Here is a 23,245-nt window from a genome sequence, read left to right on the forward strand (position 1 = left end):
GCACAATTATTTAAATAAATATGCTGTCTGGCATGTCCCTGGGAGGTTCACCCGATGGACGACATCCTGCGTTTCGCACTGCTGGGCCTGGGCCTCGGTGCGCTCTACGCCCTCACCGCGCACGGCATCGTGCTGGTCTACCGGGGCTCCGGCGTCCTCAACCTCGCGCACGGCGCGATCGGGATGGCCGGCGCCTACGTGCAGTGGGAACTCGCCGCGAACGAGGGCGTGCCGTACTGGCCGGCCGTCGCCTGCGGGGTGCTCACCTCCGCGGCGCTGGGCGTGCTCACCCATCTCCTGGTGATCAGGCCCCTACGCAGGGCGTCGTCACTGGCCCGGCTGGTCGGCACCCTCGCGGTGTTCATCGTGCTCACCGCCGTCGCCGTCAAACGCTACGGTGACAGCCTGCAGTTGGTGCCGGGCAAGCTGCCCACCCGGCTGCTGACGATCGCCGGCGCCACGGTCTCCGAGGACCGTGTCTGGCTGCTCGGCATCGCCCTCGCCGTCACCGCGGTGCTCCATCTCCTCTACCGGCGCACCCTGTTCGGCCTGGGCACCACCGCGGTCGCGGAGAACGAGCACGTCGCCGCCTCGCTGGGCTGGTCCCCCGACCTCGTCGCCACCGGCAACTGGGCCCTGGGCTCCGCGCTCGCCGGACTGACGGGCATCCTCATCGTGCCGGTCATCGGACTGTCGGTCACCGGCCTGACCACCCTCCTGCTGAGCGCGCTGGCCGCCGCGCTGATCGGCAGGTTCTCCTCGTTCCCCGTCACCCTGGCGGGCGGCCTGGCCATCGGCGTCGTCCAGTCCGAGCTGACCCGCTTCGGCACCGGCGTCACCGGTCTCGCCTCCTCCGTCCCCTTCCTCTTCATCGCCCTGGTGCTGGTCGCACGCGGCCGGGCGCTGCCGCTGCGCGGCACCTTCCTGGAACGGCTGCCGGCACTGGGCAGCGGTCGGGTGCGCCCCGTACCGCTGGCGTTCGCCGTCGCGGTCGGCCTGTTGCTGGTGAGCCTGTCGACACCGCTGTGGGCCGACGCGATCACCAGCACCCTGGTCCTCGGCCTGATCATCCTGTCGATCATCGTGGTCACCGGGTACGCGGGACAGGTCTCCCTCGCGGCCTACGCCCTGGCCGGCACCGGCGCCTTCATCGCCGGACATGCCGCCGCCGACTGGGGCTGGCCGTTCGAACTCGCCCTCCTGGCAGGCGTGTTGGGCACCGTCCCGATCGGCCTGCTGTTCGCGCTCCCGGCCGTCCGCACCCGCGGAGTCAACCTCGCGATCATCACACTCGGCCTCGGCACCACACTGGAGGCGATGGTCTTCCAGAACACCGACCTGTCCACGACCACCGGCAGCGACGGCATCGCCGTGGGCAAGCAGACCCTCTTCGGCATCAGCATCTCCGGAGTCGACCATCCACAGCGGTACGCCGCCGTGGTCCTCGTGCTGTTCGTCGCCGCCACGCTCGTCGTGGCGAACGTACGGCGCAGCAGAACCGGCCGCCGGCTCATCGCCGTACGCGCCAACGAACGGGCAGCCGCCGCCCTCGGCATCGACGTCCGCGCCGCCAAGCTGTACGCCTTCGGCCTCTCCTCGGCCGTCGCCGCGCTCGCCGGAGTGCTCACCGGATTCCGCTCGACCTCGGTGGTCTTCTCCGACTTCGCCAGCTTCGACTCCATCACCGCGCTCGGGCTCGCCGTCATCGGCGGTGCCGGCTTCCTCGTGGGCCCGCTGTTCGGCGCCACGTTCGCCGCGGGCACGGTCGGGGCGCGGTTCGGGGACTGGGTGCTGCCCGGTCTGAGCGAGTGGATGCCGCTGATCGGCGGGGTCATCCTGGTGCTGACGCTGGTGGGCAACCAGGACGGCATCGGCAAGGAGGTCGGACGGCAGGCCGCTGGCGTCACAAGAAGGCTGTTCCCGAGGGGCGGTGCCATCGCGCTACCGGTGGAAGAGGACGCCGCACCCGGCGTGCCCCGTGCCACACCGCTCCCCCTCCACGTCCGGGACCTGACCGTGCGCTACGGCGGTGTCGTCGCCGTCGACGGGCTCACGCTGGACGTCGAACCGGGCCGGGTCGTGGGCCTCATCGGACCCAACGGCGCCGGCAAGACCTCCGCCATCGACGCCGTCACCGGCTTCACCCGGGCCGAGTCCGGCAGCGTGCGCTTGGACGAGCGGGACGTGACCCGTGCGCCGGTGCACCGGCGGGCCGCGGCGGGGCTGAGCCGCTCCTTCCAGTCGCTGGAGCTGTTCGAGGACATGACGGTGCTGGACAACCTCTACGCGGCCTGCGACCGGCCTGGCAAATGGGCGTGGCTCACGGACCTGGTACGTCCCGGCACTCGCCCGCTGCCGTCCCATGTGCTCATCGCCGTGAGGGAGTTCGGTCTCCAGGACAGTCTGGACCGGCCGGTGGGCGATCTGTCGTACGGGGAACGGCGGCTGCTGGCCATCGCCCGGGCCGTGGCGGCCTCGCCGTCCGTGCTGCTCCTCGACGAACCCGCCGCGGGGCTGTCTGACGACGAGACGCGGGAACTGGCCCACCTGGTACGGCGCCTGGCCGAGGACTGGGGCATGGGCGTCCTGCTCGTCGAGCACGACGTCGACATGGTGATGAGCGTCTGCGACCAGGTCGTGGTCCTGGACTTCGGACGCCGTATCTGCGCGGGTACGCCGGAGGAGGTGCGCCGCGATCCGGCGGTGCGGGCGGCCTACCTGGGCGACCTGGAGCCGGAGGCGCTGGCCTGAGAGGCGATACGGCCGAGAGCCGGAGGTGCCTCGCAGGCGCCTCCGGCTCTCGTAGGTCTCTGTCAGGCGTCCCGCAGGTCCGCGACGTACGGCGCGTGGGACAGCAGTCCGCCGTCCACGCGCAGGGTGTGGCCGGTGATGAAGGCGGACTCGTCGGAGGCGAGGAACACGACCGCGGAGGCGACGTCCTCCGGGCTCCCGAGGCGCGGGGTGAGGTGATGGCGCAGCATCGCCTCCCGGATCGCGCCGTGCGCCGAACCGGAACTGGCCGGCGTGACGATGAAGCCGGGCGCGATGGCGTTGCAGCGCACGCCCTGCTTGCCGTACTGGGTGGCGACGTACTGCGTGAGGTTGATGAGGGCGGCCTTGGAGGCGCCGTACGCGGGATTGCGCAGGTCGCCCGTGAGGCCGGAACCGGACGAGGTGTTGATGATCGAGCCGCCGCCGCGGGCGACCAGGTGCGGGACGGCGGCCTGGATGGCGACCATCGTGCCGCGCAGGTTGATGCGCATCGTGTCGTCCCAGACCGCCGGGTCCGCGTCCACCACGGCGAGGTCCTGGCGGGCGGCCAGGTGGGTGGCCGCCGCGTTGTTGTGCAGGACGTCGAGGCCGCCGTACGTCTCGACCGCCACGGCCACCATGGCCCGTACGCTCGCCACGTCACCGAGGTCGACCTGGACCGCCGTCGCGGATCCCCCGGCGGCGCGGATCTCCTCCGTCACCGCCTCGGCGCCGTCCAGGTCCAGATCGGCGACCACCGTTAGCGCGCCCTCGGCCGCCACCCGACGTGCCGTGGCGGCGCCGATGCCCGACGCCGCCCCGGTCACGACGGCGATCTTGCCGTCGAGTCGTCCCATGCCCCAACCGCCTTCTCTATTGGGTGAGTTCGCTGCCGACGATGGACACGAAGGACACGCATTCGCCGGGTCCGCCGCCCAGGTTGTGGGTGAGGGCGAGCGAGCGCCCCTCGGCCACGGACTTCACGGTCCGCTCCGCGGGCGCCTCGCCCCGCAGTTGCAGCCAGGCCTCGAACATCATGCGCAGGCCCGAGGCGCCGATGGGGTGGCCGAAGGCCTTGAGGCCGCCGTCCGGATTGACCGGCAGCGAGCCGTCCAGGTCGAACGCCCCGCTCGTGACGTCCTTCCATGCCTGTCCGCGCTCGGCGAAGCCCAGGTCCTCCATCAGCACCAGTTCCGTGGGTGTGAAGCAGTCGTGGACCTCGGCGAGCGCGAGTTCGGCGCGCGGGTCGGTGACACCGGCCTGCCGGTAGGCCTCCTGGGCGGAGGCGACGACCTCGGGGAAGGTGGTGAAGTCGTACTCCGGGTCGAGGAGCCCGTCCGCCGGGCCCGCGACGAAGGACAGCGCCTTCACGAAGATCGGCCTGTCGGTGTACTTGTAGGCGTCCTCGGCGCGTACGACGATCGCCGCCGCGGAACCGTCCGAGACACCCGAACAGTCGAACACGCCGAGCATGCCCGCGACGATCGGCGCCGACCGGATGCGTTCCAGCGGCACCTCCTTGCGGAACTGGGCGCGTGGGTTGCGGGCGCCGTTGACGTGGTTCTTCCAGGCGATACGGGTGATGACGTCCTTCAACTCCTCTTCCGCCAGCCCGTACTTGGCGGCGTAGGCAGGGGCGAGGAGGGAGAAGTTGGCGGGGGCGGTGATCTCGCCCCGGCTGTCGTCGCCCGCTCCCGGGATCGCCGTACCGGACAGGCCGGACATGCCGGAGTCCTTGAGCTTCTCCACTCCGACCGCCATCGCCACGTCGTACGCGCCGGAGGCGACGGCGTAGCAGGCGTTGCGCAGGGCCTCGGAGCCGGTCGCGCACATGTTCTCGACGCGGGTCACCGGCTTGTGGGGCAGGCGCAGCGCCCGGCTCAGGGTCAGTCCGGACACGCCGGAGGCCTGGGTGCCGAACCAGAACGCGTCGATGTCGTCGATCGTGATGCCCGCCGAGGTCACCGCCTCACCCACGGCGTCCACCAGCAGATCGTCGGCCGATCGGTTCCAGTGCTCGCCGAAGGGCGTGCAGCCCATGCCGACGATCGCGACCCGGTCCCGGATTCCGTGCGAGCTCATCCGTGTGTCTCCTCGGTCTCGCCCGTGCGCACCGGCCGGGCCTTCCAGAAGTAGTTGTGGATGCCGGACGCCGTGACCGTGCGCCGGAAGGTCATCTCCACGCGTGCGCCGATGACGGCGTCGGCCTCGGTGGCGTCGGTGAGCTGGCAGCGGAACCGGCCGCCGCCGTCGTAGTCGACGACCACCACGAGCATCGGCGGGCTCGGTGTGTGCGCCAGCCGGTCGACGGTGAACGTGGCGACCGTCCCCCGCACGTGCTCCATCGGCTCGTCGGTCATCGCGTCGACGCTGCGGCAGGAGGTGCACACCCGGTCCGGTGGCAGATGCCGGGTGCCGCACTTCTCGCAACGGGAAGCGACGAAGCCGTACTTCCAGGCGGTGCGGCGGTGCGCGGGCGGGGCGTAGGGCGGCTCGGGGTCCGGACGCCGGGGTGGTTCACGGTCGAGGAGGCCGCGCCAGGAAAGGTAGGTGGCATACGGCATCGGGGCGCTGCCGGCAGTGATCTGCGCGGCGACCGGGCGGGTGCTGCGGTGCGCCGGGAGCGCGTCGGTGGTGCGCAGCAGGACGACTCCGGCGCCGTCGCCGAGGACGACGAGGGCGATGACCTCGCCCGGTGCGGCGCGGTCCAGGACGTCGGCCAGGAGCAGGCCGGGCTGTGCGGTGCCGGCGTTGCCGATCACCCCGGTGAGGTCGGGGACCGCCGCCTCGGGGCGGGCACCGGCCGTACGTCGTACCGTCGCGCACGCGCGTGCGTGCAGGCCGGAGACGATGAGGTGGTCGATGGCGCCGCGCTCCAGGCCGGCTTGGTCGAGGGCGGCGGTGAGCGCCTTGTCGGCGAGGGACACGTAGATCTCCTCGGCGAAGCGCTCCTCCCAGGCGCGGGATGCCGGTGCGCCGGGCAGGCGCCAACGGTCGAGGATCTCGTCGCTGACGGTGTCGTGGGCGAGCAGTTCCGCCAGGACGGGTGCTCCGTTGCGGTGTCCGCCGAAGACGAACGCCGCCGCGCCGTCGCCGCCGGCGACCTCGTCGCTGCCGCCGGGCAGGCCGGTGCGCAGGTCCGACAGGACGGCGAGGGTCGGGACGGCGGAGCGGGCGGCGGTGACCAGCGCGCCGAGGCCGGAGCGGACCGAGCCGGCCATGTCGACGGCGAGCACGTGCTCGTCGAGGCGGAGTGCGGCGTGGACGGCGGTCGCGTTGGTCTTGTCGAGGTAGGCGGGTGCGGCCGTGGCGAGGAAGAGCTGGCCTAGGCGGGGGCGCAGGCAGTCGCGGGCCAGGGCCACGCGGGCCGCCTCCACGGCCATGGACGTGGTGTCCTCGTCGTAGCCCGCCACCGCGCGGGTGCCGCGTCCCGGTGGTGTCCCCAGCGTGGCGGCGACGTCGGCGCGGGCCAGGCGGTGGTACGGCACGTGGGCGCCGTATGCGATCAGTCCGGCCATGTCAGCGTCCTCCAGTAGCGGTGCCGGTGCGTTCGAAGATGGCTGCCAGGCCCTGGCCGCCGCCGAGGCACATGGTCTCCAGGCCGTAGTGGGCCTGACGGCGGTCGAGTTCGCGCAGCAGGGTGGCGAGGATGCGGCCGCCGGTGGCTCCGACGGGGTGGCCCAGCGAGATGCCGGAGCCGTTGACGTTGAACCGCTCGAAGTCGGCCTCGGTCAGGGCCCATTCACGGGTGCAGGCCAGCACCTGGGCCGCGAAGGCCTCGTTGAGTTCGATCAGGTCGATATCGGCCAGCTTGAGCCCGGCTCGTTCCAGGGCCCTTGCCGTGGCGGGCACCGGGCCGATGCCCATCGTCTGCGGAGGTACGCCGACAACGGCCCAGGAGACCAGGCGGCCCAGCGGGCGCAGCCCGAGTTCGGCGGCGCGCTCGGGGTGGGTCACGACGCACAGGGCCGCGCCGTCGTTCTGTCCGCTGGCGTTGCCCGCGGTCACCGTCGCCTCCGGGTCCTGGCGGCCGAGCACCGGACGCAGCTTCGCGAGCTTGTCCAACGAGGAGTCGGGACGCGGGTGTTCGTCGGTGTCCACGACGGTCTCGCCTTTTCGGGTTCGCACGGTGACGGGGACGATCTCGTCGGCGAAGCGCCCCTCGCGCTGGGCCGCGACCGCCTTCTCGTGCGAGCGCACGGCGAGTCGGTCCTGCTCCTCGCGGGAGATGCCGTACTCGCGGCGCAGGTTCTCGGCGGTCTCCAGCATGCCCCCGGGGACGGGGTGGTTGACGCCGCCGGAGGTGACCCGGCCCCGGGCGAGGCGGTCGTGCAGGGTGGTGCCCGCGCCGCGCACGCCCCAGCGCACGTCGGTGGTGTAGAACTCGGCCTGGCTCATGGACTCGACGCCCCCGGCCAGCACGAGGTCGCTCGCACCGGTCTGCACCTGCATCGCCGCGGTGATGATCGCCTGGAGTCCGGAGCCGCAGCGGCGGTCGATCTGGAGCCCGGGCACCTCGACGGGCAGTCCGGCGTCCAGGGCGGCCACGCGGCCGATGGCCGGGGCCTCGCCGTTGGGGTAGCACTGGCCGAGGAGCACGTCGTCGACGGCCGTCGGCGGGATCCCGGTGCGTTCCAGGAGGGCCCGTACGACGGTGGCGGCGAGTGCGGCCGCGGTGACGTCCCGGAAGGCACCCCCGTAGCCCCCGACGGGAGTCCGTATCGGTTCGCAGATCACCGCGTCACGCATCGGTCATGCCTTTCATCAGCGGGTTCGGGGCTTCGGGGCTCACATGTACCGGCCGCCGGTCACCTCGACCACGGCTCCGGTGATGTAGCTCGCCATGTCGGAGGCGAGGAAGAGGACGACCTGGGCGACCTCGGCGGGTTCGCCCGCGCGGCCCAGCGGGATCTCGGCAAGCTTCGCGTCCCAGGCGGCCGGGGGCATCGCCTCGGTCATGGCGGTGCGGATCAGGCCGGGCTGGACGGCGTTGACACGGACGCCCGCCTTCGCGAGCTCCTTGGCGGAGGCCTTGGTGAGACCCACGAGCGCCGCTTTGGCGGCGCTGTAGTTCGTCTGGCCGAAGTTGCCGACCTTGCCCGCGATGGAGGAGATGTTGACGATGCTGCCGCCCTGTCCGTGCGCCCGCATCGCCTCGGCGGCGTACCGGGTGCCGTTCCAGGCGCCGGTGACGTGGACGTCGAGAACGGCGCGGAAGTCGGTGAGGGGCATCTTGCGCAGGGTCGCGTCCCGGGTGATGCCGGCGTTGTTGACCATGACGCCGACCGGGCCGAAGGTGTCGGTGCAGTGGGCCACGAGGGCGGCGACCTCGTCCTCGTCCGTGACGTCGCAGCGAAGCGAGGTGGCCTTGATGCCGTTCTCGGCGAGGCGCTCGGCGGCCTCGCGTGCCGCGTCCTCGTTGATGTCGCCGAGGACGACGGCCGCGCCCGCGTCACCGAGGACGCCGGCGATCTCGTAGCCGATGCCCTGTGCGCCGCCGGTGATCACGGCGTTCCGCCCGTCCAGCAATCCCATGTCAGCCGCCCGCCCTGGCTCGACGCTCTTCCCTGTTAAATAGATAACCTATTATGCTGAAACAATCAATACAGCGATCAGCTGTGCGGGCAGGGCCGGACGAGGAGCGACCGCAGGTGGACATCAGCTATCCCCCGGAGACCGAGACGTTCCGGGCCGAGGTCAGGGCGTTCCTCGCCGAGACGCTGCCGCCGGACTGGAAGGGCATCGGCGCCCTGGACGAGGACGCCGCCTGGTCCTTCGCCCGGGACTGGCGCCGTCGGCTCGTCGAGCGCGGCTTCCTCTCCCTGACCTGGCCCGAGCAGTACGGCGGCCTGGGCCTGTCCAAGCTCCACCAGGTCGTCCTGATGGAGGAACTCGCCCTGGCCGGCGTCCCGTTCGGGCTGCCGCAGGACACCTTCGGCGTGAAGATGCTGGCGAACACCCTGCTGCGCTGGGGCACGGAGGAGCAGAAGAGCCATTTCCTCCCGCGCATCCTGAACGGCGAGGACACTTGGTGCCAGGGGTACTCGGAGCCGGACGCGGGGTCCGACCTGGCCTCTCTGAAGACCCGGGCGGTGCGCGACGGCGACCAGTGGGTGATCGACGGCCAGAAGGTGTGGACCTCCGGCGCCCACCACAGCGACTGGATCTTCGTCCTGGCCCGCTCGAACCGGGACGCGCCCAAGCACCGCGGCATCTCCTTCCTCCTCGTGCCGCTGGACCAGCCCGGCGTCGAGGTACGGCCGTTCCGCATGATGAGCGGGCAGCTGCACTTCAACGAGGTCTTCTTCAGCGGCGCCCGCACCCGCGCCGATCTGGTCGTCGGCGGCGTGGACAACGGCTGGGCGGTCGCCCAGAGCCTGCTGGGCGTGGAACGCGGGGAGGAGGCGGCGACCAACCCGATCCTCTTCCGCGCCGAGGTGGAACGCCTCGTCGCACTCGCCCGGCAGTACGGCAAGGACCAGGACCCGGTGATCCGGCAGCGGATCGCCTGGTGCTGGTCCAAGGTCGAGATCATGCGCTGCCTCGGCTACCGGATCCTCACCGGCTGGCTGAAGGGGGCGGAGCCGGGCCCCGAGACGTCGATCGCCAAGCTGTACTGGAGCGAGTACCACACCGAGGTCACCGATCTGGCGATGGACATCATGGGCCTGCACGGCCAGGTGCCGGTCGGGCGGGGGCCGCTGCGCACCTACCGCACGGACGATCCCGGCGCGGCCAACACCTCGGGGTCCTGGTCGACGACGTACCTGATCGCCCGCTCCGGAACGATCTACGCGGGGACGTCCCAGGTGCAGCGCAACATCCTCGCGGAGAAGGTGCTGGGCCTGCCGCGCGAGCCGCGGCTCACGAGTCCGTAGGGCCCTGGAAACGGCTGAGTTCCGGGACCGGGCGGGGGCCGGGACCCGGGACCCAGCCCGCGTCGAGCTTGCGCAGACCCACGCCGTCGGGTGCCCAGATGTGGCAGCTGTTCAGCACCCAGGCGGTGGCGCGCGGGTCGTGGGAGCGGGGACCGGCCGCGCGGCTGCGGGCCGAGATGGCCGACTGGACGACGGCGGGGCCGAGCGCGCGGGTCAGTTCGTACAGATGGGTGCACCCGGACACCCCGCGGAACCGCTCCTGGACGGCCCGGTTGTAGCCGCCCGCCACACTCAGCCCCACCAGGCCGTCGAAGGCCGGTGCGATCAGTGGGCACTCGGTGTGCGGGAAGTCCTTCATGCCCGCCTCGGCGGCCACGATCGTCATGTCCGCGAGGCGCACCCGCACTGCCAGCACCATCCGGTGGACGACACCGCCCGGCGGCTCCTCCCAGGGACGTTCGTCGCGCAGCTCCGCCTCGACCGCGATCTCGCCGCCGTCCTCCTCGTAGGCCGTGACGGTGATCGTACGACGGTGCAGCGGGAGTTCGGTGCGGGTCATGACGAGGCCTCCTCCAGCTCGTTCTTTTCCACCGCCGGCGCGCTCTCCCCCAGCGCCGGGAAAGCCGGTGGACGGCGCTCGATGAAGCTGAGCACGCCCTCGCGGTAGTCCGGGGCGCGCTTCGCCGTGGCCAGCAGGGCGGCCGCGGACTCGCTGCTCTCGGTGAAGGTTCTCGCCTGGTCGTCGGCGAGCTGGCGCTTGATGAGGGACATCGCGTACGGGCTTGCCGAGCGGGCCAGTTCGGTCGCGTAGGCGAGAGCCTGCGGGAGGAGTTCGTCCGGCTCGGCGACGCGGTTGACGAGGCCCATCGACAGGGCCTCCGTGCCGGTGACGCGGCGCGAGGACAGCAGCAGGTCGGCGGCGTTGCCGTAGCCGACGAGCCGGGGCAGGATCCAGGACACGCCGTCCTCGGCCACCAGCCCGCGTGCGCTGAAGGCCGCGGCGAACTTGGCGTGCGGCACGGCGAACCGGACGTCGCACATCAGGGCCTGGTTGAACCCGATGCCCGCGCAGGCGCCGTTGACGGCCGCTATGACGGGCTTCGGGAAGGCCATGGGGCGGGTACGCGGGGGCAGCTCGCCGGTGGGCCACGGGCGGGCGCCGGACGACGCCCCGTCGAGGACGCTCATGTCCATCCCGGGACAGAAGCTGCGCCCGGCACCGGTGAGCACCACCGCCCGCACCCGCGGGTCCGCCTCCGCCCGGTCGAACAGCTCGTTGTAGAGCAGCTCCATCTCCAGCGTCCAGGCGTTGTGCCGTTCCGGACGGTTCAGGGTGAGGAGCATGACCCCGTCGTCGGTGAGTTCGGTGAGGATCACCGGGGCCGCATTCTCGGTCATCGAGGTCACTCCCACGGGCCTACGGGCTTAATAGATAGATGAATCATCTATATACCAGTCGCTCTCGCGGCGCCAGATCACATCCCACGAGAGAAGATCCAACGATCCCTTGACCTGGTACCCTCGATGCACTAAGACGATTCATTTTGCTATATGAGGAGCCCCATCGTGGCCGAGGCAGCCCGCGCAAGTGAAACGGTGGCCGTACCCGCACCTTCCCGCAACCGCGTCGGACGCCAGGTACGGGTCCCGAAGACCGCCGAGCTGGTCGCGGGACACCTGCGCCGCCAGATCGTACGGGGCGAACTGGAGCCGGGTGACGCGCTGCCGCCGGAGTCGGGGCTGATGGAGCAGTTCGGCATCTCGCGTCCGACCCTGCGCGAGGCCTTCCGCGTCCTGGAGTCGGAGTCCCTGATCACGGTGCGCCGCGGCGCGCACGGCGGCGCCCGGGTGAGCGCACCCGACGCCGACGTCGCCGCCCGCTTCGCCGGCCTGATCCTCGAGTACCGCGGCGCCACCCTGGGCGACCTCTACCGCGCGGCGGCCCTCATCGAGCCGCCCTGCGCCCGCCAGCTCGCCACCAAGCCCACGGCCGCCGACGTCAAGCGGCTGCGCGACGCGGTGGCCGCCGAGAAGGCCGTGCTGGATGACCCGCTGGCGCTGGTCGAGGCGCAGGACGCCTTCCACGCACTGCTGGTCGAGCTCACCGGCAACCAGACCCTGATCCTGCTGTGCAGCATGGTGCGCAACATCATCGACCGGGCCAACGCCTCCTACACGGCGTCCGCCACCGATGCCGAGACCCAGAAGGCGCAGGCGCTCAAGGGGCACCGGGCGCACGTCCGGCTCGTCGGCCTGATCGAGGCCGGAAAGGCGGACGAGGCCGAGAAGCTCTGGCAGCGCCACATCTCCGGCGCCGACGACGTCGTGAACTCCGCCGGACCCAAGACGTTGCTCGAACTCCTGGACTGACCCCGCGCCGACGCCGTTCGCCATCACCCCTTGCCTCCAAGAAACAGTTAGATAATTATAGGAGGCGTACCGATTAGCTCTGGGGTCCGGAGGCGACGGCCATGGCCGAACAGCGCAAGCGAATCTTCGACTGCGACCAGCACATGTACGAGGAGCGGGATTCCTTCACCCGCTATCTCCCGAAGGAGTTCCTCGGCTCGGCGGTAGCGCCGGTCACCCTGCCCGACGGGCGGGAGGTGATTCTCGCCGGCGACCGGATCGTCGTATGCCTGGAGCCCGAGTTCGGGCAGGTCTACCGTCCCGGCTCCCTGAAGGAGATGCTCAAGGCCATGGCCTCGGGCAATCCGGAGGAGACGTACCAGTTCGAGCCGATGCACGAGTCCTACCAGAACCGCGAGGCGCGGCTGCGGGTCATGGACGAACAGGGCCTCGACCAGTCGATCATCTACCCGGGCGGCTGGGCTCTGGTAGCCGAGGAGTACGTGAAGGGCGTCGAGCCGCTCTACGCCAACTACCACTCGTTCAACCGCTACATGAACGAGGTCTGGGGCTTCGACCACCAGGGTCGCATCTACGCCCCCGCCCTGCTCTCCCTGCGCGACCTGGACCACGCGGTCAAGGAGCTGGAGTACGTCCTGAACCAGGGCGCGCGCTTCATCCTCCTGCCCACCGGCCCGGTGTACGGCCGCTCGCCGGGCGACCCGTACTTCGACCCGTTCTGGAAACTGGTCAACGAGGCCAAGGCGAGCGTCTGCTACCACATCAGCGAGTTCTACTACAACTCGCAGGTGGCGCCCTCCTGGGGCTTCGACCCGAACCCGATCCACTTCCGGATGTCGGCCTGGCAGTGGCAGAACACCTACGGCCAGCGGCCCATCGAGGAGACGCTGTCCGCGCTGATCTTCGACAACCTCTTCGGGCGCTTCCCCGACATCAACGTCCTGGTCTCCGAGTTCGGCTCCGAGTGGGTGCCGCACTTCGTCCGCCACATGGACAAGAGCCGGGGCATGGGCCGCAACGGCCCCTGGGCCGGCGGGCAGTTGTCCGAGCGTCCCAGCCAGATCTTCCGCAAGCACGTGCGCGTGGTGCCCTACCCCGAGGACGACATCGTGGACGTCGTCCGCCGGCTCGGCTACCACGAGTCCATCGTCATGGGCTCCGACTTCCCGCACGCGGAGGGCCTGGCCGCCCCGGCCGACTTCCGCAAACTCATCGCGGAGCTCGACGAGTCCGCTCAGGACGACATCATGTACAACAACGCCCAGCAGCTGATCAGCCGCTGAGTTCGACCCCAGGGGGCTCCCTGAGCGTCTTGCCGGGGAGCCGAACATGGCCCCTTTGGCTTGCCTGACCATCTGTTAGCGTGCCCGGATGGATGATCTGGGACTCGTGGCCTGGCCGCCGGAGCCGATCCGTACCGAGCGGCTCGTACTCCGCGAGTCCGAGGCGCGGGACCGTGCGCCGTTCATGGAACTGCTCGCCTCGCCACAGGTGCACACCTACCTCGGCGGTCCCCGCCGGCGTGACGAGCTGGAGCGTGAGACTCCCGCGGTGCCCGAGCGGCGGCCCGGGAGTTTCGTCGTCGATCTCGACGGGTCCATGATCGGCCTGATCCTGCTCAGGAGAGCAACGGGTCACCGTCGCCCGGCTGCCGCCGGGAAGGCCGACCTGGGCTACCTCTTCCTGCCTCGGGCGTGGGGACACGGGTACGCCGCCGAGGCGTGCGCGGCCGCACTCGGCTGGTTCGACGGTGTCCTTCGCGGCGAGCCGGTGGTGCTCACCACCCAGACCGCCAACGTCGGCTCGATGCGCCTCGCGGCGAAGCTCGGGTTCACCGAGGTGGAGCGGTTCGAGGCATGGGACGCCGAGCAGTGGCTCGGCATGCGGCCACCGCCGCTTCGCGTTGCCCCTCGGCGGGACCGGTCTACGTGACCAAGCCCCCCGCCAGGTCCGCGATGTCCCGGAGCAGAGCCGTCCCGTGCGGGGAGTGGTCGTAGCCGGCGAGTGGGTAGCCGTTGCTCAGGCACGCGAAGGACAGGCCCGACTCCGGGTCCATGAAGCCCAGTTGGTAGGCGGCGCCGGCGCTGCCGAAGAGGGACGGGGAGCCGGTCGACGGCAGGTTGCTTCCCGCGTCCGGGCCGGCCACCGTGACGAACAGGCCCATGCTCGTGCGGCGTTCGCCGCCGCCACCGTAGATCTGCTCCCCGTAGGGGTGGTCGGTGAGCCGGATCCGGATGCCCTCCGCCACCGCCTCCGGCTTCCACAGACCGGAGTGTTCCAGCGCCTGGAAATACAGGGCGACATCCGCGGCGGTGGCGACCAGGGCGTGGCTGGGCTCTCCGGCCGCGAGCACCTTCGGGTCGGACAGGTACCACGGCCCCCACGGGTCGGGTTCCTGCTCGTCGCTGGTGCGGTCGGTGGCGGTCATCGGGGCGACGGTGTCGACCTGGCGGTCCACCGGCACCCCCAGTTCGATCGAGTCCAGGCCCAGCGGCCGCACCAACCGCTCCCGCAGATAGTCGGCGAAGGCCAGGCCCGTGCGCCGCTCGACGATCTCGGCGATCAGCCAGGCCGCCGAGGTGAGGTGGAACTGGAAGCGGCTGCCCGGCGGGTAGTCCAGCCGCCAGCGTCCGAAGGCGGCGAGCCGCTGCTCGCGGTCGAGCATCTTGGGGTGTCCGAGGGGCGCGAAGGGAAATCCCGCGGTGTGCGTCAGCACCTGCTCCACCGTCACCTCTTCCTTCCCGTTCGGCGCGAACTCCGGGATGATCGCGGCGACTTGCTCTCCGACATCCAGGAGTCCGTCGCCGATCAGCTTCCACACCACGCCCGCGACGATCGACCGTCCGACGGACTGCAGCACGTAGCGAGTGTCGGGGCCCGCGTCGCCGTACGTCTCGAAGGCCAGCAGACGACCTCCCCGGGCGACGGCGACCTGCGCGGACGGCAGCGGGCCGAGTTCGACCTCCTGACGGATCCGTCGCAGCAGGACGTCGAGTCGCTCGGGGTCGACGAGATCAGACACCTGTTCCTCCTTCGTACGGCTCCCGCAGGCTGCGGCGGACGACCTTGCCGTTGGCGTTGCGCGGCAGGTCGTCCACGAACCACCAGCGGACGGGAACCTTGAACCCGGACAGCCGGGCGCGGGTATGGCTTCTGAGGGCGGCCGGTCGGGGTGGGGCGTGCGGGGCGGCCGGTACGACGAAGGCGACGACGGTCTGGCCCAGGCGCTCGTCGGGTACGCCGATCACCGCGGCGTCCGCCACGCCGGGATGTTCGGTCAGGACGGTCTCGACCTCCAGCGGATGGACGTTCTCACCGCCCCGGATGATCATGTCGGTGCTCCGGCCGAGGAGGTAGAGGTAGCCGTCCTGCGCGATCCGGCCCAGGTCGCCGCTCTGCAGCCAGCCTTCGGCGTCGATGCGGAAGAAATGGCCGGCGCGGGCGTGGATCTCGCCGATGCCGTCCGGTCCGGCGGCGTCGACCCTGACCTCGACCCCGGGGGCGGGCCGCCCCACCGAGCGGAGCAGTTCGGTGCGTCCCGCGATCGCTTCCCGGTGGTCCTCGGGGGTGAGCACACTGATCGGTGACCCCTCGGTCTGGCCGAACATGTTGAGCATCCGGACCCCCGGCATCGCCTCGTACGTCCGTCGCAGGGTGCCGGGGCGGACGGGCGCGCCCCCGTACTGGAGGGTCCGCAGGGTCTCGTGGCGTGCCTCACCCGCGGCCAGCAGGGTCTCCAGCATCGCCGGGACCATGCTGGTATGGGTGGTGCCGAGGTCCCTGAGCAGGGTCCAGCCCTCGACGGTGAAGCGGGGCAGGCCGGTGATCAGCGCGCCGGCTGCGAGGGCGACGGCGAGGTTGCCGAGGCCCGCGATGTGGTGGAAGGGCGCGCTGCCGCCGTAGAAGCTGTCGGGGTCCAGGCCGCAGAGGCTTCCGTTGACGCGGGCCCGGGCGGCCAGTCGCCGCTGGGTCATCGGGACGGGTTTGGGTAGTCCGGTCGTGCCGGACGTGTGCAGCACGGCGGCGAGTTCGTCGGGGAGAGCCGTCAATGTGCGGGTGCTGCTGGGCAGTTCGGGCACGGTGGCGACCCGTCGGCCGGAGAGTTCGGCGACCTGTTCCGCGAGAGGGGTGAACTCGGGCTGCGTCAGCAGGACTTGGCACGGGAGCTGCCTGACCACGGCGGCGATCTCGTGTGCGGTCATGCGGACACCGAGTGGCGCGAGCGGGTGGCCGGATCCGGCGGCACCGATCACCAGCGCGAGGGCGTCGGCGGAGGTGGCGACCAGGGCCGGGACCGGGGCGCCGGGCTCCAGTCCGAGCGTGTCCAGCCAGTCGGCGGCGCCGGCCGCGCGGTCCAGAAGTTCTCGCCCGGTCCAGGTCGACTCACCGAACCGGACCGCGGGGCGGGGGTGGTCGTAGGCGCGGCTGACCATGGCGGTCCAGGTGGCGCCTGCCGCCCGGGCCATCGGTGCCGAGCCGTTCTCTCCAGCCACCTCGGCCTCCCGCACAGGCCCGTCGCCCGGGGCAGGAGCACCGTCGCGCACCGGCGCGTCGTCCCGGGCGGGCGAACCTTCCCGCCCCACCTCGGTCATCCGCACCGCCCCGCCCATTCGCGCCGCTCCGATCTCGCCCACGCCGCCTTGGGCAGGCGTGCTCTGCGTCATCGACCCGCCGCTCCGGGCAGATGTGCCCGCCCGCTCCGCCCCAGCCATCCGCGCCGCCCCACGCTCTGGCGCCGCCCCGGTCTCGCGCACCGGCCCGTCGCCCTGGGCCGGCGCACCCTCCCGCACCGGACCGCCGCCCCGGTCGGGAGCACCCTCCCGCTCCGCCCCCGGCCATCCGCGCAGCACCGCCCTCTCGCGACGCCCGGTCTCAGGAACCGCCCCATCGTCCCGGGCAGGCGAACCCTCCCTCTCCGCCCCGGCCAACGGCACCGACTCGCCCGCTCGTGCGGCCCCGGCCAACCGCACCGCCCCACCCGCTCGCGCAACCCCGGCCCTCCGCACCGGCCCGCCGGCCGGCGCCACCGGAACCGTCCGCTGCGACCCGCCCCCCGGCTGCACCCCGGCCCGCACCGCCACCCCCGCATCCCGTGCGGCGGCCACCGGTTCAGGGCTCCAGGCGGGCCGCGGCCGTGCCGGTGACCACCTCGACGCCGTTCTGGTTGACCGTGCGCAGGGTGAAGTGGGCGACCGGAGCGTCCGCGGTGTCCTCGATGGACTCGACGGTCACCGTGGCGGTGAGGGTGTCGCCCGGCCAGACCTGGGCCTTGAAGCGCACGCCGTAGCGCAGCAGCGACTCCGGGCCGACCCAGTCGGTCAGGACGCGGCCCGTCATGCCCATGGAGAGCATGCCGTGGGCGAAGACGCCGGGGTATTCCGCGGCCTCGACGGCGAACCGCTCGTCGGTGTGCAGCGGGTTGAAGTCGCCGGAGGCGCCCGCGTACTGCACGATCCGGGTGCGCTTGAGGTCCTCGACGAGGACGCTCTCGCGGGTCTCGCCGACCTTGATGTCGTTGCTGCTCAGGCTCATCGCGCGTCCTTCGGGGTCGCGGGGCCCTCGGGTACGACGGCCACGGTCACGGCGCTGACGACCGGCTCGCCGTCGGCGTCCCGGTACTCGGTGACGCGCTCACTGAACAGCAGACGGCCGCTGCGGCCCTGCTTCTCCCAGCTGCGTCCGGGAACGGTGTGGGCGTAGAGCGTCTCGCCGGCGCGAACCGGGCGGTGGTACTCGAAGTGCTGCTCGGCGTGCAGTCCGCCGCCGCCCTCGGCCATCACGCCGGGGCCGCCGCCGGACCCGAACCACTCCTCGTCCGGCTTGGGGCGCAGATGGTAGTCGGGGTCGTAGTGGGCGCTCGCCATGGTGAAGGTCGGTGGGGCGAGGGCCGACTCACCCTGGTAGGCGGGGTGTTCGTCGCCGATGGCGCGGGCGAACATCATGATGTGCCCGGCCTCGACGGGAAACGGCTGCGGGAACGGCTGCCCTGTCATCGTCAAGAACCTCCTCGGTCAGTACGGCAGGAACGCGTCGCGGGTGGCCTCGTCCGGGTCGAAGTCCGGCGGCAGGCCCTCGAACTTCGGCTCACGCTTCTCCACGAAACTGGCGACGCCCTCGCGGAAGTCGGGCGAGCCCGCGAAGAACTCCATGGCGGAGTAGGAGCGCGCGAGCGCGTCGGTGAAGGTGCGGTCGAGATCGCCGTACACCTGGTGGCGTACGACGGCCATGGCGCGCGGTGAGCAGTTGCGGGCGATGTCCCGGGCGTAGGCGCGGGCAGCGTCCAGCAGGTCCTCGGGGTCGACGACGCGGCTGACGAGGCCGAGCTCCTTGGCCTCGTCGGCGTCGAAGACCCGGCCCGACAGCAGCAGGTCCAGGGCGTTCTCCAGGCCGATGACGCGGGGCAGCACGTACGGCAGGTTGTACTCGCCGGCCAGGCCGCGCCGGGTGAACGCGGTGGTGAAGCGGGCGCCGCGGGCGGCGAAGCGGACGTCGCAGATCAGCGCCTGGACCAGGCCGATGCCGGCGCAGGCGCCGTTGACGGCGGCGATCATCGGCTTCGGCAGCAGGCGTCTGCTGTACATGGGGACGCGGGCCTGGAGGTTGAGGGACTGACCCGGCTGGGAGTTCTGTTCCAGGCGCTGGACGTCCATGCCGGGACAGAACGCCCGGCCCGCGCCCGTGACGATCACTACACGGACGGCCGGGTCCTGAGCTGCCTGGTCGAGGAGTGCGAAGAAGCGGCGCTCCATGGGGATGCTCCAGGCGTTCTTGCGCTCGGGCCGGTTGAGGGTGACGGTCGCGACGCCGTCCTCGTCGACCTCGTACAGCACCAGGTCGTCCTGGGCGGGCTGTTCGGTCATCGGGTCACTCCTCCGTCAGAGAGTCGATGGGGCCAATGGGAAACATGGGGTTGCCGGGGTCGGCGTCGGCCGGGTCGGCGGGGGCTATCGGTTCGCCGACGCCCGGTCGCTCCCCGGAGATGCTCACCACCACCTGCCCCCGCGCGCAGAGGCGTCCGTCGGTCATCACGTCGACGTCGGCGAAGTGCAGTCTGCGGCCCCGCCGTACGCAGCGTGCGTAGGCGATGGCTTCGCGGCCGCGGGCGGGCGCGAGGTACTGCACCGACATCGACACGGTGCTCAGCCGGCTGCCCTTGGCGAAGTCGTGCCCGGCGATCACGGCTCCGGCGCCCGCGGTGTCGATGAGCGCCGAGATCACCCCGCCGTGGAAGACGTCCTCGTGGGCGGAGAGCGCCTCGGCGTAGGGCAGCACGATCTCGACGAGCTCCGCGTCCCAGCGGGTCACGCGGATGTGGCAGTGCCGGTTGAAGGCGACCCCGCGCTCCCAGCGGGTCCGGAACCAGACCCGGCGTTCACGCTGTTCCTGGTCGCTGAGGGTCCTCGCCGCGACGGTCATCAGCACGCCCTCCGGTCTCGGTCCACTGACCGATCCATATAGTTACATGAATTGAATAGTTCAAGCAATCAAGCGGGATGTGATCCTGGCGCTAGATGTATTATTTATATAACTCATTGGCCGCTCGTGAACAGAGGGAGACCTCGATGCCGTCGACCGCCCTGGCCGGGATCCGCGTCCTCGATCTGTCCCGCATCCTCGCCGCGCCCCTGGCCACCCAGATGCTGGCCGACCTCGGCGCCGAGGTGATCAAGGTCGAACGGCCGGGGGCGGGTGACGACTCACGGACGTACGGGCCACCGTTCGCGCCCGGCACGGACACCGCCGCCTTCTACCTCTCCTGCAACCGCAACAAGCGGTCGGTCACGGTCAACCACGCCACCGCCGAGGGCCAGGAGGTGATCCGATCGCTCGCCGCCCGGTCGGACGTGGTCGTCGAGAACTTCCGGACCGGCACACTGGCCAAGTACGGCCTCGACCATCAGAGCCTGCGGGAACTCAACCCCCGTCTCGTCTATCTCTCGGTCACGGGCTTCGGTCAGACCGGGCCCTACGCCGAACGCCCCGGCTACGACGGCATCTTCCAGGCCATGTCCGGGATGATGAGCGTCTCCGGGCACCCCGAGGAGCCGATGAAGGTCGGGGTCAGCATGGTCGACATCCTCACCGGCCTGTACGCCTCGACGGCCGTCCTGGCGGCCCTGCGGCACCGTGACGCCACCGGCGAGGGACAGTTCATCGACCTGTCCCTGCTGGACTGCGGGCTGGCCTCGCTGACGCACTTCGCGATGAACTACCTGATCTCCGGCCAGGTGCCCGCGCGGCGCGGCAACGGCGGATACGGCGGCATCCCGTCCCAGGCGTTCCAGTGCGCGGACAAGCCGCTCTTCCTCGTCGCGGGCAACGACAAGCAGTTCGCCGCGTTCTGCGCGGCCGCCGACCGCACCGATCTCCTCCAGGATCCACGGTTCGCCACCACCTCGGCCCGGATCGCGCACCGCGAGGAGATCCTGCCCGTGCTGGAGGCGATCCTGCGCACCCGGACCCGGGACGACTGGCTCACGGTCCTCGACGCACACGATGTCCCAGCAGGCCCGTTCCACGAGATGCCCGAGGTCTTCGCCGACCCGCAGATACGGCACCGGGGGATGCTGGTGGAGGTCGAGGACCCGGTGTCGGGGCCGCTGCCGCTGCTCGCCAACCCGATCCGGTTCGGGGCGACGCCGGTCGAGAGGTACGCCCCGCCGCCCGCGCTGGGCGAGCACACCGACGAAGTACTCGGCGAAGTAGCCGGGTTGACAGGCGATCAGATCGCGGGACTTCGTGCTCGGGGCGTCGTATGACACCCCCTGCGCCAGCCCTATCCGATCAGTGTCCTGCCGCCCTCCAGCATCAGCGTCGCGCCGGTCAGATAGGCCATGTCGTCGCTGACGAGCGCGGCCACCGCCCGGCCGATGTCCGTCTCCGGGTCGCCCATCCTGCCCAGCGGGATACCGGCCACCACCGTGTCGGCCCGGTCCGGATGGGCGGCGAAGTAGGCCTCGGCCGCCGGGCTCAGAGCGGCCGGGCAGACGACGTTCACGCGGATCCCGTACGGGCCCCACTCCCGCGCGGCGACGCGGGTGAGTCCCCGGATGGCCTCCTTGGCCATCGCGTAGGCCGCGAAGCCCGCCTCGCCCTGCACCGCGGCCGACGAACCGAGGTTGACGACGCTGCCCCGACCGGCCTTCAGGTGGGGCAGGGCGGACCGCATCGCGTGAAAGGCCGCCAACGGGCCACTGCGGTAGGTGAGTTCGACGTCGTCGTACGACGTCTCCTCCAGGCGGCGCTGCACGGAGCTCTGCGCGTTGTTGACGAGTACGTCGAGGCCGCCGAACGCCCGTACCGTCTCCGCCACCATGCGGTCGACGTCGGCCCGCTCGCCCACGTCCCCGACGACGGTGTGCACCCGCCCGCCGCGCTCGGTGATCACTTGCGCGGTGTCCTTGAGCTTGTCCTCGGTACGGCCCGTGATCACGACCGCCGCCCCTTCGGCCGCCAGGGCGAGGGCGATTCCGCGGCCCACGCCCTGCCCGCCGCCGGTGACCAGGGCCGTTTTGCCCGTCAACCGCTGCATCACGTCTCCTTCCAGAAGGGATTCCAGGTGGGGAAGGCGTCCGGGAGTGCCGGTAGCCCGGCGCTCTCCCAGCCCTCGAAACCGACCTGCTGGGGGCGCTCGGTCACATCCGCCGCGTACCAGTGCTGCTCTCGGCGCCGGGAGAAGTACCACTCGCCGTCCACGCGCGCGTACTCGTCGAGATAGCGGATCGCCATCACGATCCACCGCTCCCCCACCTCGTGCTCCGCCCGGCAGTACACGGAGCCGGTGGCCGTGTCGCGGTCCGTGAACTCGATCCGGTGCCCGCAGATCTGGTGGACCGACCGGTGGAAGCCGCGCACCAAGGGGTCGATGTAGGCCAGCAGTGCCTCCCGGCCCCGACCGTGGCGGCCCAGGTCCACGTCGGGCCGGAAGCAGCCCACCCAGGCGTCGAGGTCGCGGGCGTCCACGGCGAGGGCGTAGCGGACGGGCAGCTGCTGGACGGCGAGGTGTGACTCGATGCGGTCGAGGCGTTCCTCCAGCGGTGTCATGGCCTGGGCTCCTTGGGCAGACCCAGGACCTGCTCGCCGATGATGTTGCGCTGGATCTCGCTGGATCCGCCGTAGATCGTCTCCGCCAGGGAGAGCAGGAAGGAGCGCTGCCGCGTGTCCAGGCCGTAGTCCTCGCCGACGATCTGACCGGCCGGCCCGGCCAACTCCTGTGCCAGGTGGCCGAGTTGCTGGTGGCGGGTGGAGGCGTAGAGCTTGGCGGTGGTGGACTGGGCGCCCGGGGTGCGGCCCGCGGTCAGTTCGGCGAGGGTGCGCAGGTTGGTGGTGCGCATGATGCGTACGGAGATCCAGGCGTCGATGATGCGTCGGCGCAGCATCGGGTCGTCGAGCGCGCCCCGTTGCCGGGCCAGGTCGATCAGCGCCTCGGCCTCCCGTTCGAAGGTGAGCTGCTGGGGCAGGAGTGTGGTGCCGCGTTCGATGCCGAGGGTGGCCATCGCGGTGCGCCAGCCCTGGCCGACCTCTCCTACGACCATGTCCGCGCCGGTGCGCGCGTCGGAGAGGAACACCTCGGCGAACTCGTCCTGGCCGGCGAGATTGCGGATGGGGCGGATCTCCACACCCGGCTGGTCGGTGGGTAGGAGCAGCATGGTCAGGCCCTTGTGCCGTACCGAGTCGGGGTCGGTGCGGGCGAGGACGTAGAGCCAGTCGGCGTGGATGCCGAAGGACGTCCACACCTTCTGCCCGCTGACCACCCACTGGTCGCCGTCCTGCTCGGCCCGGGTGCGGACCGAGGCCAGGTCGGAGCCGGCGCCGGGCTCGCTGAAGCCCTGGCCCCACAGTTCCTCGACGGCGAGGATCGGCGGCAGGAAGCGCTTCTTCTGCTCCTCGCCGCCCATCTTGAGGAGCATCGGGCCGAGGAGGTCGAGGGCGTTGCCGGTGGCCCGGTAGGGGGCGTTCGCCCGGGCGTACTCGTACTCGAAGACGATCTCCTCCAGGAGTCCGAGTCCGCGTCCGCCGTACTCCTGCGGCCAGCCCACACCCAGCCAGTGGCCCCGGGAGAGCTCTCGGTCCCAGGCCAGGCGGACCTCCCAGGCCTCCCCGTCCGTGGGGCCGCCGACGCCCCGGTGTGCAGCGAACTCGCCGACGAGATGGTCCGCCAGCCAGTCCCGCAGCTCGTCGCGGAAGTCGCGTACGGCGGGTCCGAAGTCCAGCTCCATGCCGACTTCCTTCCAGAGTTTCGGAAT

General features: G+C 71.2%; 22 protein-coding genes. 6 read left to right on the forward strand and 16 right to left on the reverse strand.

The annotated features are described in order from the left end of the window. The first annotated feature begins 54 nt into the window (after positions 1-54). Complete coding sequence (locus ABZT02_RS11105; protein ID WP_356016449.1) at positions 55-2,751, forward strand: branched-chain amino acid ABC transporter permease/ATP-binding protein; 2,697 nt, start codon at positions 55-57, stop codon at positions 2,749-2,751. Between the two features lie 62 nt (positions 2,752-2,813). Here ABZT02_RS11105 and ABZT02_RS11110 read toward each other — a convergent pair whose 3' ends face one another. The 5 genes from ABZT02_RS11110 to fabG are packed head-to-tail and all read right to left on the reverse strand — an operon-like array spanning position 2,814 to position 8,286. Next, positions 2,814-3,608: a glucose 1-dehydrogenase gene (locus tag ABZT02_RS11110; protein WP_356016450.1), complete on the reverse strand. Its 795-nt coding sequence runs from the start codon at positions 3,606-3,608 to the stop codon at positions 2,814-2,816. A 16-nt stretch (positions 3,609-3,624) separates the two neighbouring features. Further along, complete coding sequence (locus ABZT02_RS11115; RefSeq protein WP_356016452.1) at positions 3,625-4,833, reverse strand: acetyl-CoA acetyltransferase; 1,209 nt, start codon at positions 4,831-4,833, stop codon at positions 3,625-3,627. Further along, complete coding sequence (locus ABZT02_RS11120; RefSeq protein ID WP_356016454.1) at positions 4,830-6,269, reverse strand: OB-fold domain-containing protein; 1,440 nt, start codon at positions 6,267-6,269, stop codon at positions 4,830-4,832. Before ABZT02_RS11120 ends, ABZT02_RS11115 begins: the two co-directional genes overlap by 4 nt. Position 6,270: 1 nt before the next feature. Further along, a complete protein-coding gene (locus ABZT02_RS11125) occupies positions 6,271-7,500 on the reverse strand; it encodes an acetyl-CoA C-acetyltransferase (RefSeq protein ID WP_356016456.1) in 1,230 nt (409 codons plus the stop codon). A gap of 39 nt (positions 7,501-7,539) precedes the next feature. Further along, the gene (gene fabG / locus ABZT02_RS11130; RefSeq protein ID WP_355739473.1) at positions 7,540-8,286 is read right to left on the reverse strand and encodes a 3-oxoacyl-ACP reductase FabG; all 747 of its coding nucleotides are present in this window, start codon (positions 8,284-8,286) and stop codon (positions 7,540-7,542) included. A gap of 116 nt (positions 8,287-8,402) precedes the next feature. On the opposite strand from fabG, the gene ABZT02_RS11135 reads away from it, so the two are divergent. Continuing rightward, on the forward strand, positions 8,403-9,629 hold the full coding sequence (locus tag ABZT02_RS11135) for an acyl-CoA dehydrogenase family protein (RefSeq protein ID WP_356016458.1): 1,227 nt from the start codon (positions 8,403-8,405) through the stop codon (positions 9,627-9,629). Here the strand turns inward: ABZT02_RS11135 and ABZT02_RS11140 are convergent. Next, complete coding sequence (locus ABZT02_RS11140; protein ID WP_356016460.1) at positions 9,616-10,188, reverse strand: DUF2889 domain-containing protein; 573 nt, start codon at positions 10,186-10,188, stop codon at positions 9,616-9,618. The genes ABZT02_RS11135 and ABZT02_RS11140 overlap by 14 nt on opposite strands. Continuing rightward, positions 10,185-11,027: an enoyl-CoA hydratase-related protein gene (locus tag ABZT02_RS11145; RefSeq protein WP_356016462.1), complete on the reverse strand. Its 843-nt coding sequence runs from the start codon at positions 11,025-11,027 to the stop codon at positions 10,185-10,187. Before ABZT02_RS11145 ends, ABZT02_RS11140 begins: the two co-directional genes overlap by 4 nt. Before the next feature lie 168 nt (positions 11,028-11,195). Between ABZT02_RS11145 and ABZT02_RS11150 the strand changes: the two genes are divergently transcribed. The 3 genes from ABZT02_RS11150 to ABZT02_RS11160 all read left to right on the forward strand — a co-directional run bounded on the left by ABZT02_RS11150 (position 11,196) and on the right by ABZT02_RS11160 (position 13,931). Further along, a complete protein-coding gene (locus ABZT02_RS11150) occupies positions 11,196-11,999 on the forward strand; it encodes an FCD domain-containing protein (protein ID WP_356016464.1) in 804 nt (267 codons plus the stop codon). 101 nt (positions 12,000-12,100) lie between these two features. Continuing rightward, entirely contained in the window at positions 12,101-13,282 is a 1,182-nt protein-coding gene (locus ABZT02_RS11155; RefSeq protein ID WP_356016466.1) for an amidohydrolase family protein, read from the forward strand. An 88-nt stretch (positions 13,283-13,370) separates the two neighbouring features. Next, positions 13,371-13,931 carry a GNAT family N-acetyltransferase gene (locus tag ABZT02_RS11160; RefSeq protein WP_356016469.1) on the forward strand — a complete coding sequence of 187 codons (561 nt, stop codon included), beginning with the start codon at positions 13,371-13,373 and terminating at the stop codon, positions 13,929-13,931. Here ABZT02_RS11160 and ABZT02_RS11165 read toward each other — a convergent pair. From ABZT02_RS11165 to ABZT02_RS11190, 6 genes are all read right to left on the reverse strand, one after another. Next, positions 13,924-15,021: a serine hydrolase domain-containing protein gene (locus ABZT02_RS11165; RefSeq protein WP_356016471.1), complete on the reverse strand. Its 1,098-nt coding sequence runs from the start codon at positions 15,019-15,021 to the stop codon at positions 13,924-13,926. The genes ABZT02_RS11160 and ABZT02_RS11165 overlap by 8 nt on opposite strands. Continuing rightward, the gene (locus tag ABZT02_RS11170; protein WP_356016473.1) at positions 15,014-16,663 is read right to left on the reverse strand and encodes a class I adenylate-forming enzyme family protein; all 1,650 of its coding nucleotides are present in this window, start codon (positions 16,661-16,663) and stop codon (positions 15,014-15,016) included. Before ABZT02_RS11170 ends, ABZT02_RS11165 begins: the two co-directional genes overlap by 8 nt. Before the next feature lie 445 nt (positions 16,664-17,108). After that, entirely contained in the window at positions 17,109-17,531 is a 423-nt protein-coding gene (locus ABZT02_RS11175; protein WP_356016475.1) for a MaoC/PaaZ C-terminal domain-containing protein, read from the reverse strand. Then, positions 17,528-17,992: a MaoC family dehydratase N-terminal domain-containing protein gene (locus tag ABZT02_RS11180; protein WP_356016477.1), complete on the reverse strand. Its 465-nt coding sequence runs from the start codon at positions 17,990-17,992 to the stop codon at positions 17,528-17,530. The genes ABZT02_RS11175 and ABZT02_RS11180 overlap by 4 nt, the downstream gene beginning before the upstream one ends. An 18-nt stretch (positions 17,993-18,010) precedes the next feature. Then, positions 18,011-18,859 (reverse strand): enoyl-CoA hydratase-related protein, encoded by an 849-nt coding sequence (locus ABZT02_RS11185; RefSeq protein WP_356016479.1) that lies wholly within the window; start codon positions 18,857-18,859, stop codon positions 18,011-18,013. A gap of 4 nt (positions 18,860-18,863) precedes the next feature. After that, a complete protein-coding gene (locus tag ABZT02_RS11190) occupies positions 18,864-19,415 on the reverse strand; it encodes a PaaI family thioesterase (RefSeq protein ID WP_356016481.1) in 552 nt (183 codons plus the stop codon). Between the two features lie 146 nt (positions 19,416-19,561). Between ABZT02_RS11190 and ABZT02_RS11195 the strand changes: the two genes are divergently transcribed. Next, a complete protein-coding gene (locus ABZT02_RS11195) occupies positions 19,562-20,758 on the forward strand; it encodes a CoA transferase (RefSeq protein WP_356016483.1) in 1,197 nt (398 codons plus the stop codon). A 17-nt stretch (positions 20,759-20,775) separates the two neighbouring features. Here the strand turns inward: ABZT02_RS11195 and ABZT02_RS11200 are convergent, their stop codons facing one another. Genes ABZT02_RS11200 through ABZT02_RS11210 form a run of 3 tightly spaced genes read right to left on the reverse strand, consistent with a single transcriptional unit; the run spans position 20,776 to position 23,218 of the window. Next, positions 20,776-21,531, reverse strand: coding sequence for an SDR family oxidoreductase (locus ABZT02_RS11200; protein ID WP_356016485.1), 756 nt, complete (start codon positions 21,529-21,531; stop codon positions 20,776-20,778). Then, positions 21,531-22,043 carry a nuclear transport factor 2 family protein gene (locus tag ABZT02_RS11205; protein ID WP_356016487.1) on the reverse strand — a complete coding sequence of 171 codons (513 nt, stop codon included), beginning with the start codon at positions 22,041-22,043 and terminating at the stop codon, positions 21,531-21,533. The genes ABZT02_RS11200 and ABZT02_RS11205 overlap by 1 nt, the downstream gene beginning before the upstream one ends. Continuing rightward, a complete protein-coding gene (locus ABZT02_RS11210; RefSeq protein ID WP_356016489.1) occupies positions 22,040-23,218 on the reverse strand; it encodes an acyl-CoA dehydrogenase family protein in 1,179 nt (392 codons plus the stop codon). The genes ABZT02_RS11205 and ABZT02_RS11210 overlap by 4 nt, the downstream gene beginning before the upstream one ends. Positions 23,219-23,245 lie beyond the last annotated feature (27 nt).

The sequence above is a fragment of the Streptomyces sp. NPDC005402 genome (genome assembly GCF_040606575.1).
Classification (GTDB): domain Bacteria; phylum Actinomycetota; class Actinomycetes; order Streptomycetales; family Streptomycetaceae; genus Streptomyces.

What these genes read in the sequence shown, in the direction of transcription:
- ABZT02_RS11105 (WP_356016449.1), top strand. Translation starts at nt 55, where the DNA reads ATGGACGACATCCTGCGTTTCGCACTGCTGGGCCTGGGCCTCGGTGCG.
- ABZT02_RS11110 (WP_356016450.1), bottom strand. Translation starts at nt 3,608, where the DNA reads ATGGGACGACTCGACGGCAAGATCGCCGTCGTGACCGGGGCGGCGTCG.
- ABZT02_RS11115 (WP_356016452.1), bottom strand. Translation starts at nt 4,833, where the DNA reads ATGAGCTCGCACGGAATCCGGGACCGGGTCGCGATCGTCGGCATGGGC.
- ABZT02_RS11120 (WP_356016454.1), bottom strand. Translation starts at nt 6,269, where the DNA reads ATGGCCGGACTGATCGCATACGGCGCCCACGTGCCGTACCACCGCCTG.
- ABZT02_RS11125 (WP_356016456.1), bottom strand. Translation starts at nt 7,500, where the DNA reads ATGCGTGACGCGGTGATCTGCGAACCGATACGGACTCCCGTCGGGGGC.
- fabG (WP_355739473.1), bottom strand. Translation starts at nt 8,286, where the DNA reads ATGGGATTGCTGGACGGGCGGAACGCCGTGATCACCGGCGGCGCACAG.
- ABZT02_RS11140 (WP_356016460.1), bottom strand. Translation starts at nt 10,188, where the DNA reads ATGACCCGCACCGAACTCCCGCTGCACCGTCGTACGATCACCGTCACG.
- ABZT02_RS11145 (WP_356016462.1), bottom strand. Translation starts at nt 11,027, where the DNA reads ATGACCGAGAATGCGGCCCCGGTGATCCTCACCGAACTCACCGACGAC.
- ABZT02_RS11155 (WP_356016466.1), top strand. Translation starts at nt 12,101, where the DNA reads ATGGCCGAACAGCGCAAGCGAATCTTCGACTGCGACCAGCACATGTAC.
- ABZT02_RS11160 (WP_356016469.1), top strand. Translation starts at nt 13,371, where the DNA reads ATGGATGATCTGGGACTCGTGGCCTGGCCGCCGGAGCCGATCCGTACC.
- ABZT02_RS11170 (WP_356016473.1), bottom strand. Translation starts at nt 16,663, where the DNA reads ATGACGCAGAGCACGCCTGCCCAAGGCGGCGTGGGCGAGATCGGAGCG.
- ABZT02_RS11175 (WP_356016475.1), bottom strand. Translation starts at nt 17,531, where the DNA reads ATGAGCCTGAGCAGCAACGACATCAAGGTCGGCGAGACCCGCGAGAGC.
- ABZT02_RS11180 (WP_356016477.1), bottom strand. Translation starts at nt 17,992, where the DNA reads ATGACAGGGCAGCCGTTCCCGCAGCCGTTTCCCGTCGAGGCCGGGCAC.
- ABZT02_RS11185 (WP_356016479.1), bottom strand. Translation starts at nt 18,859, where the DNA reads ATGACCGAACAGCCCGCCCAGGACGACCTGGTGCTGTACGAGGTCGAC.
- ABZT02_RS11190 (WP_356016481.1), bottom strand. Translation starts at nt 19,415, where the DNA reads ATGACCGTCGCGGCGAGGACCCTCAGCGACCAGGAACAGCGTGAACGC.
- ABZT02_RS11195 (WP_356016483.1), top strand. Translation starts at nt 19,562, where the DNA reads ATGCCGTCGACCGCCCTGGCCGGGATCCGCGTCCTCGATCTGTCCCGC.
- ABZT02_RS11200 (WP_356016485.1), bottom strand. Translation starts at nt 21,531, where the DNA reads ATGCAGCGGTTGACGGGCAAAACGGCCCTGGTCACCGGCGGCGGGCAG.
- ABZT02_RS11205 (WP_356016487.1), bottom strand. Translation starts at nt 22,043, where the DNA reads ATGACACCGCTGGAGGAACGCCTCGACCGCATCGAGTCACACCTCGCC.
- ABZT02_RS11210 (WP_356016489.1), bottom strand. Translation starts at nt 23,218, where the DNA reads ATGGAGCTGGACTTCGGACCCGCCGTACGCGACTTCCGCGACGAGCTG.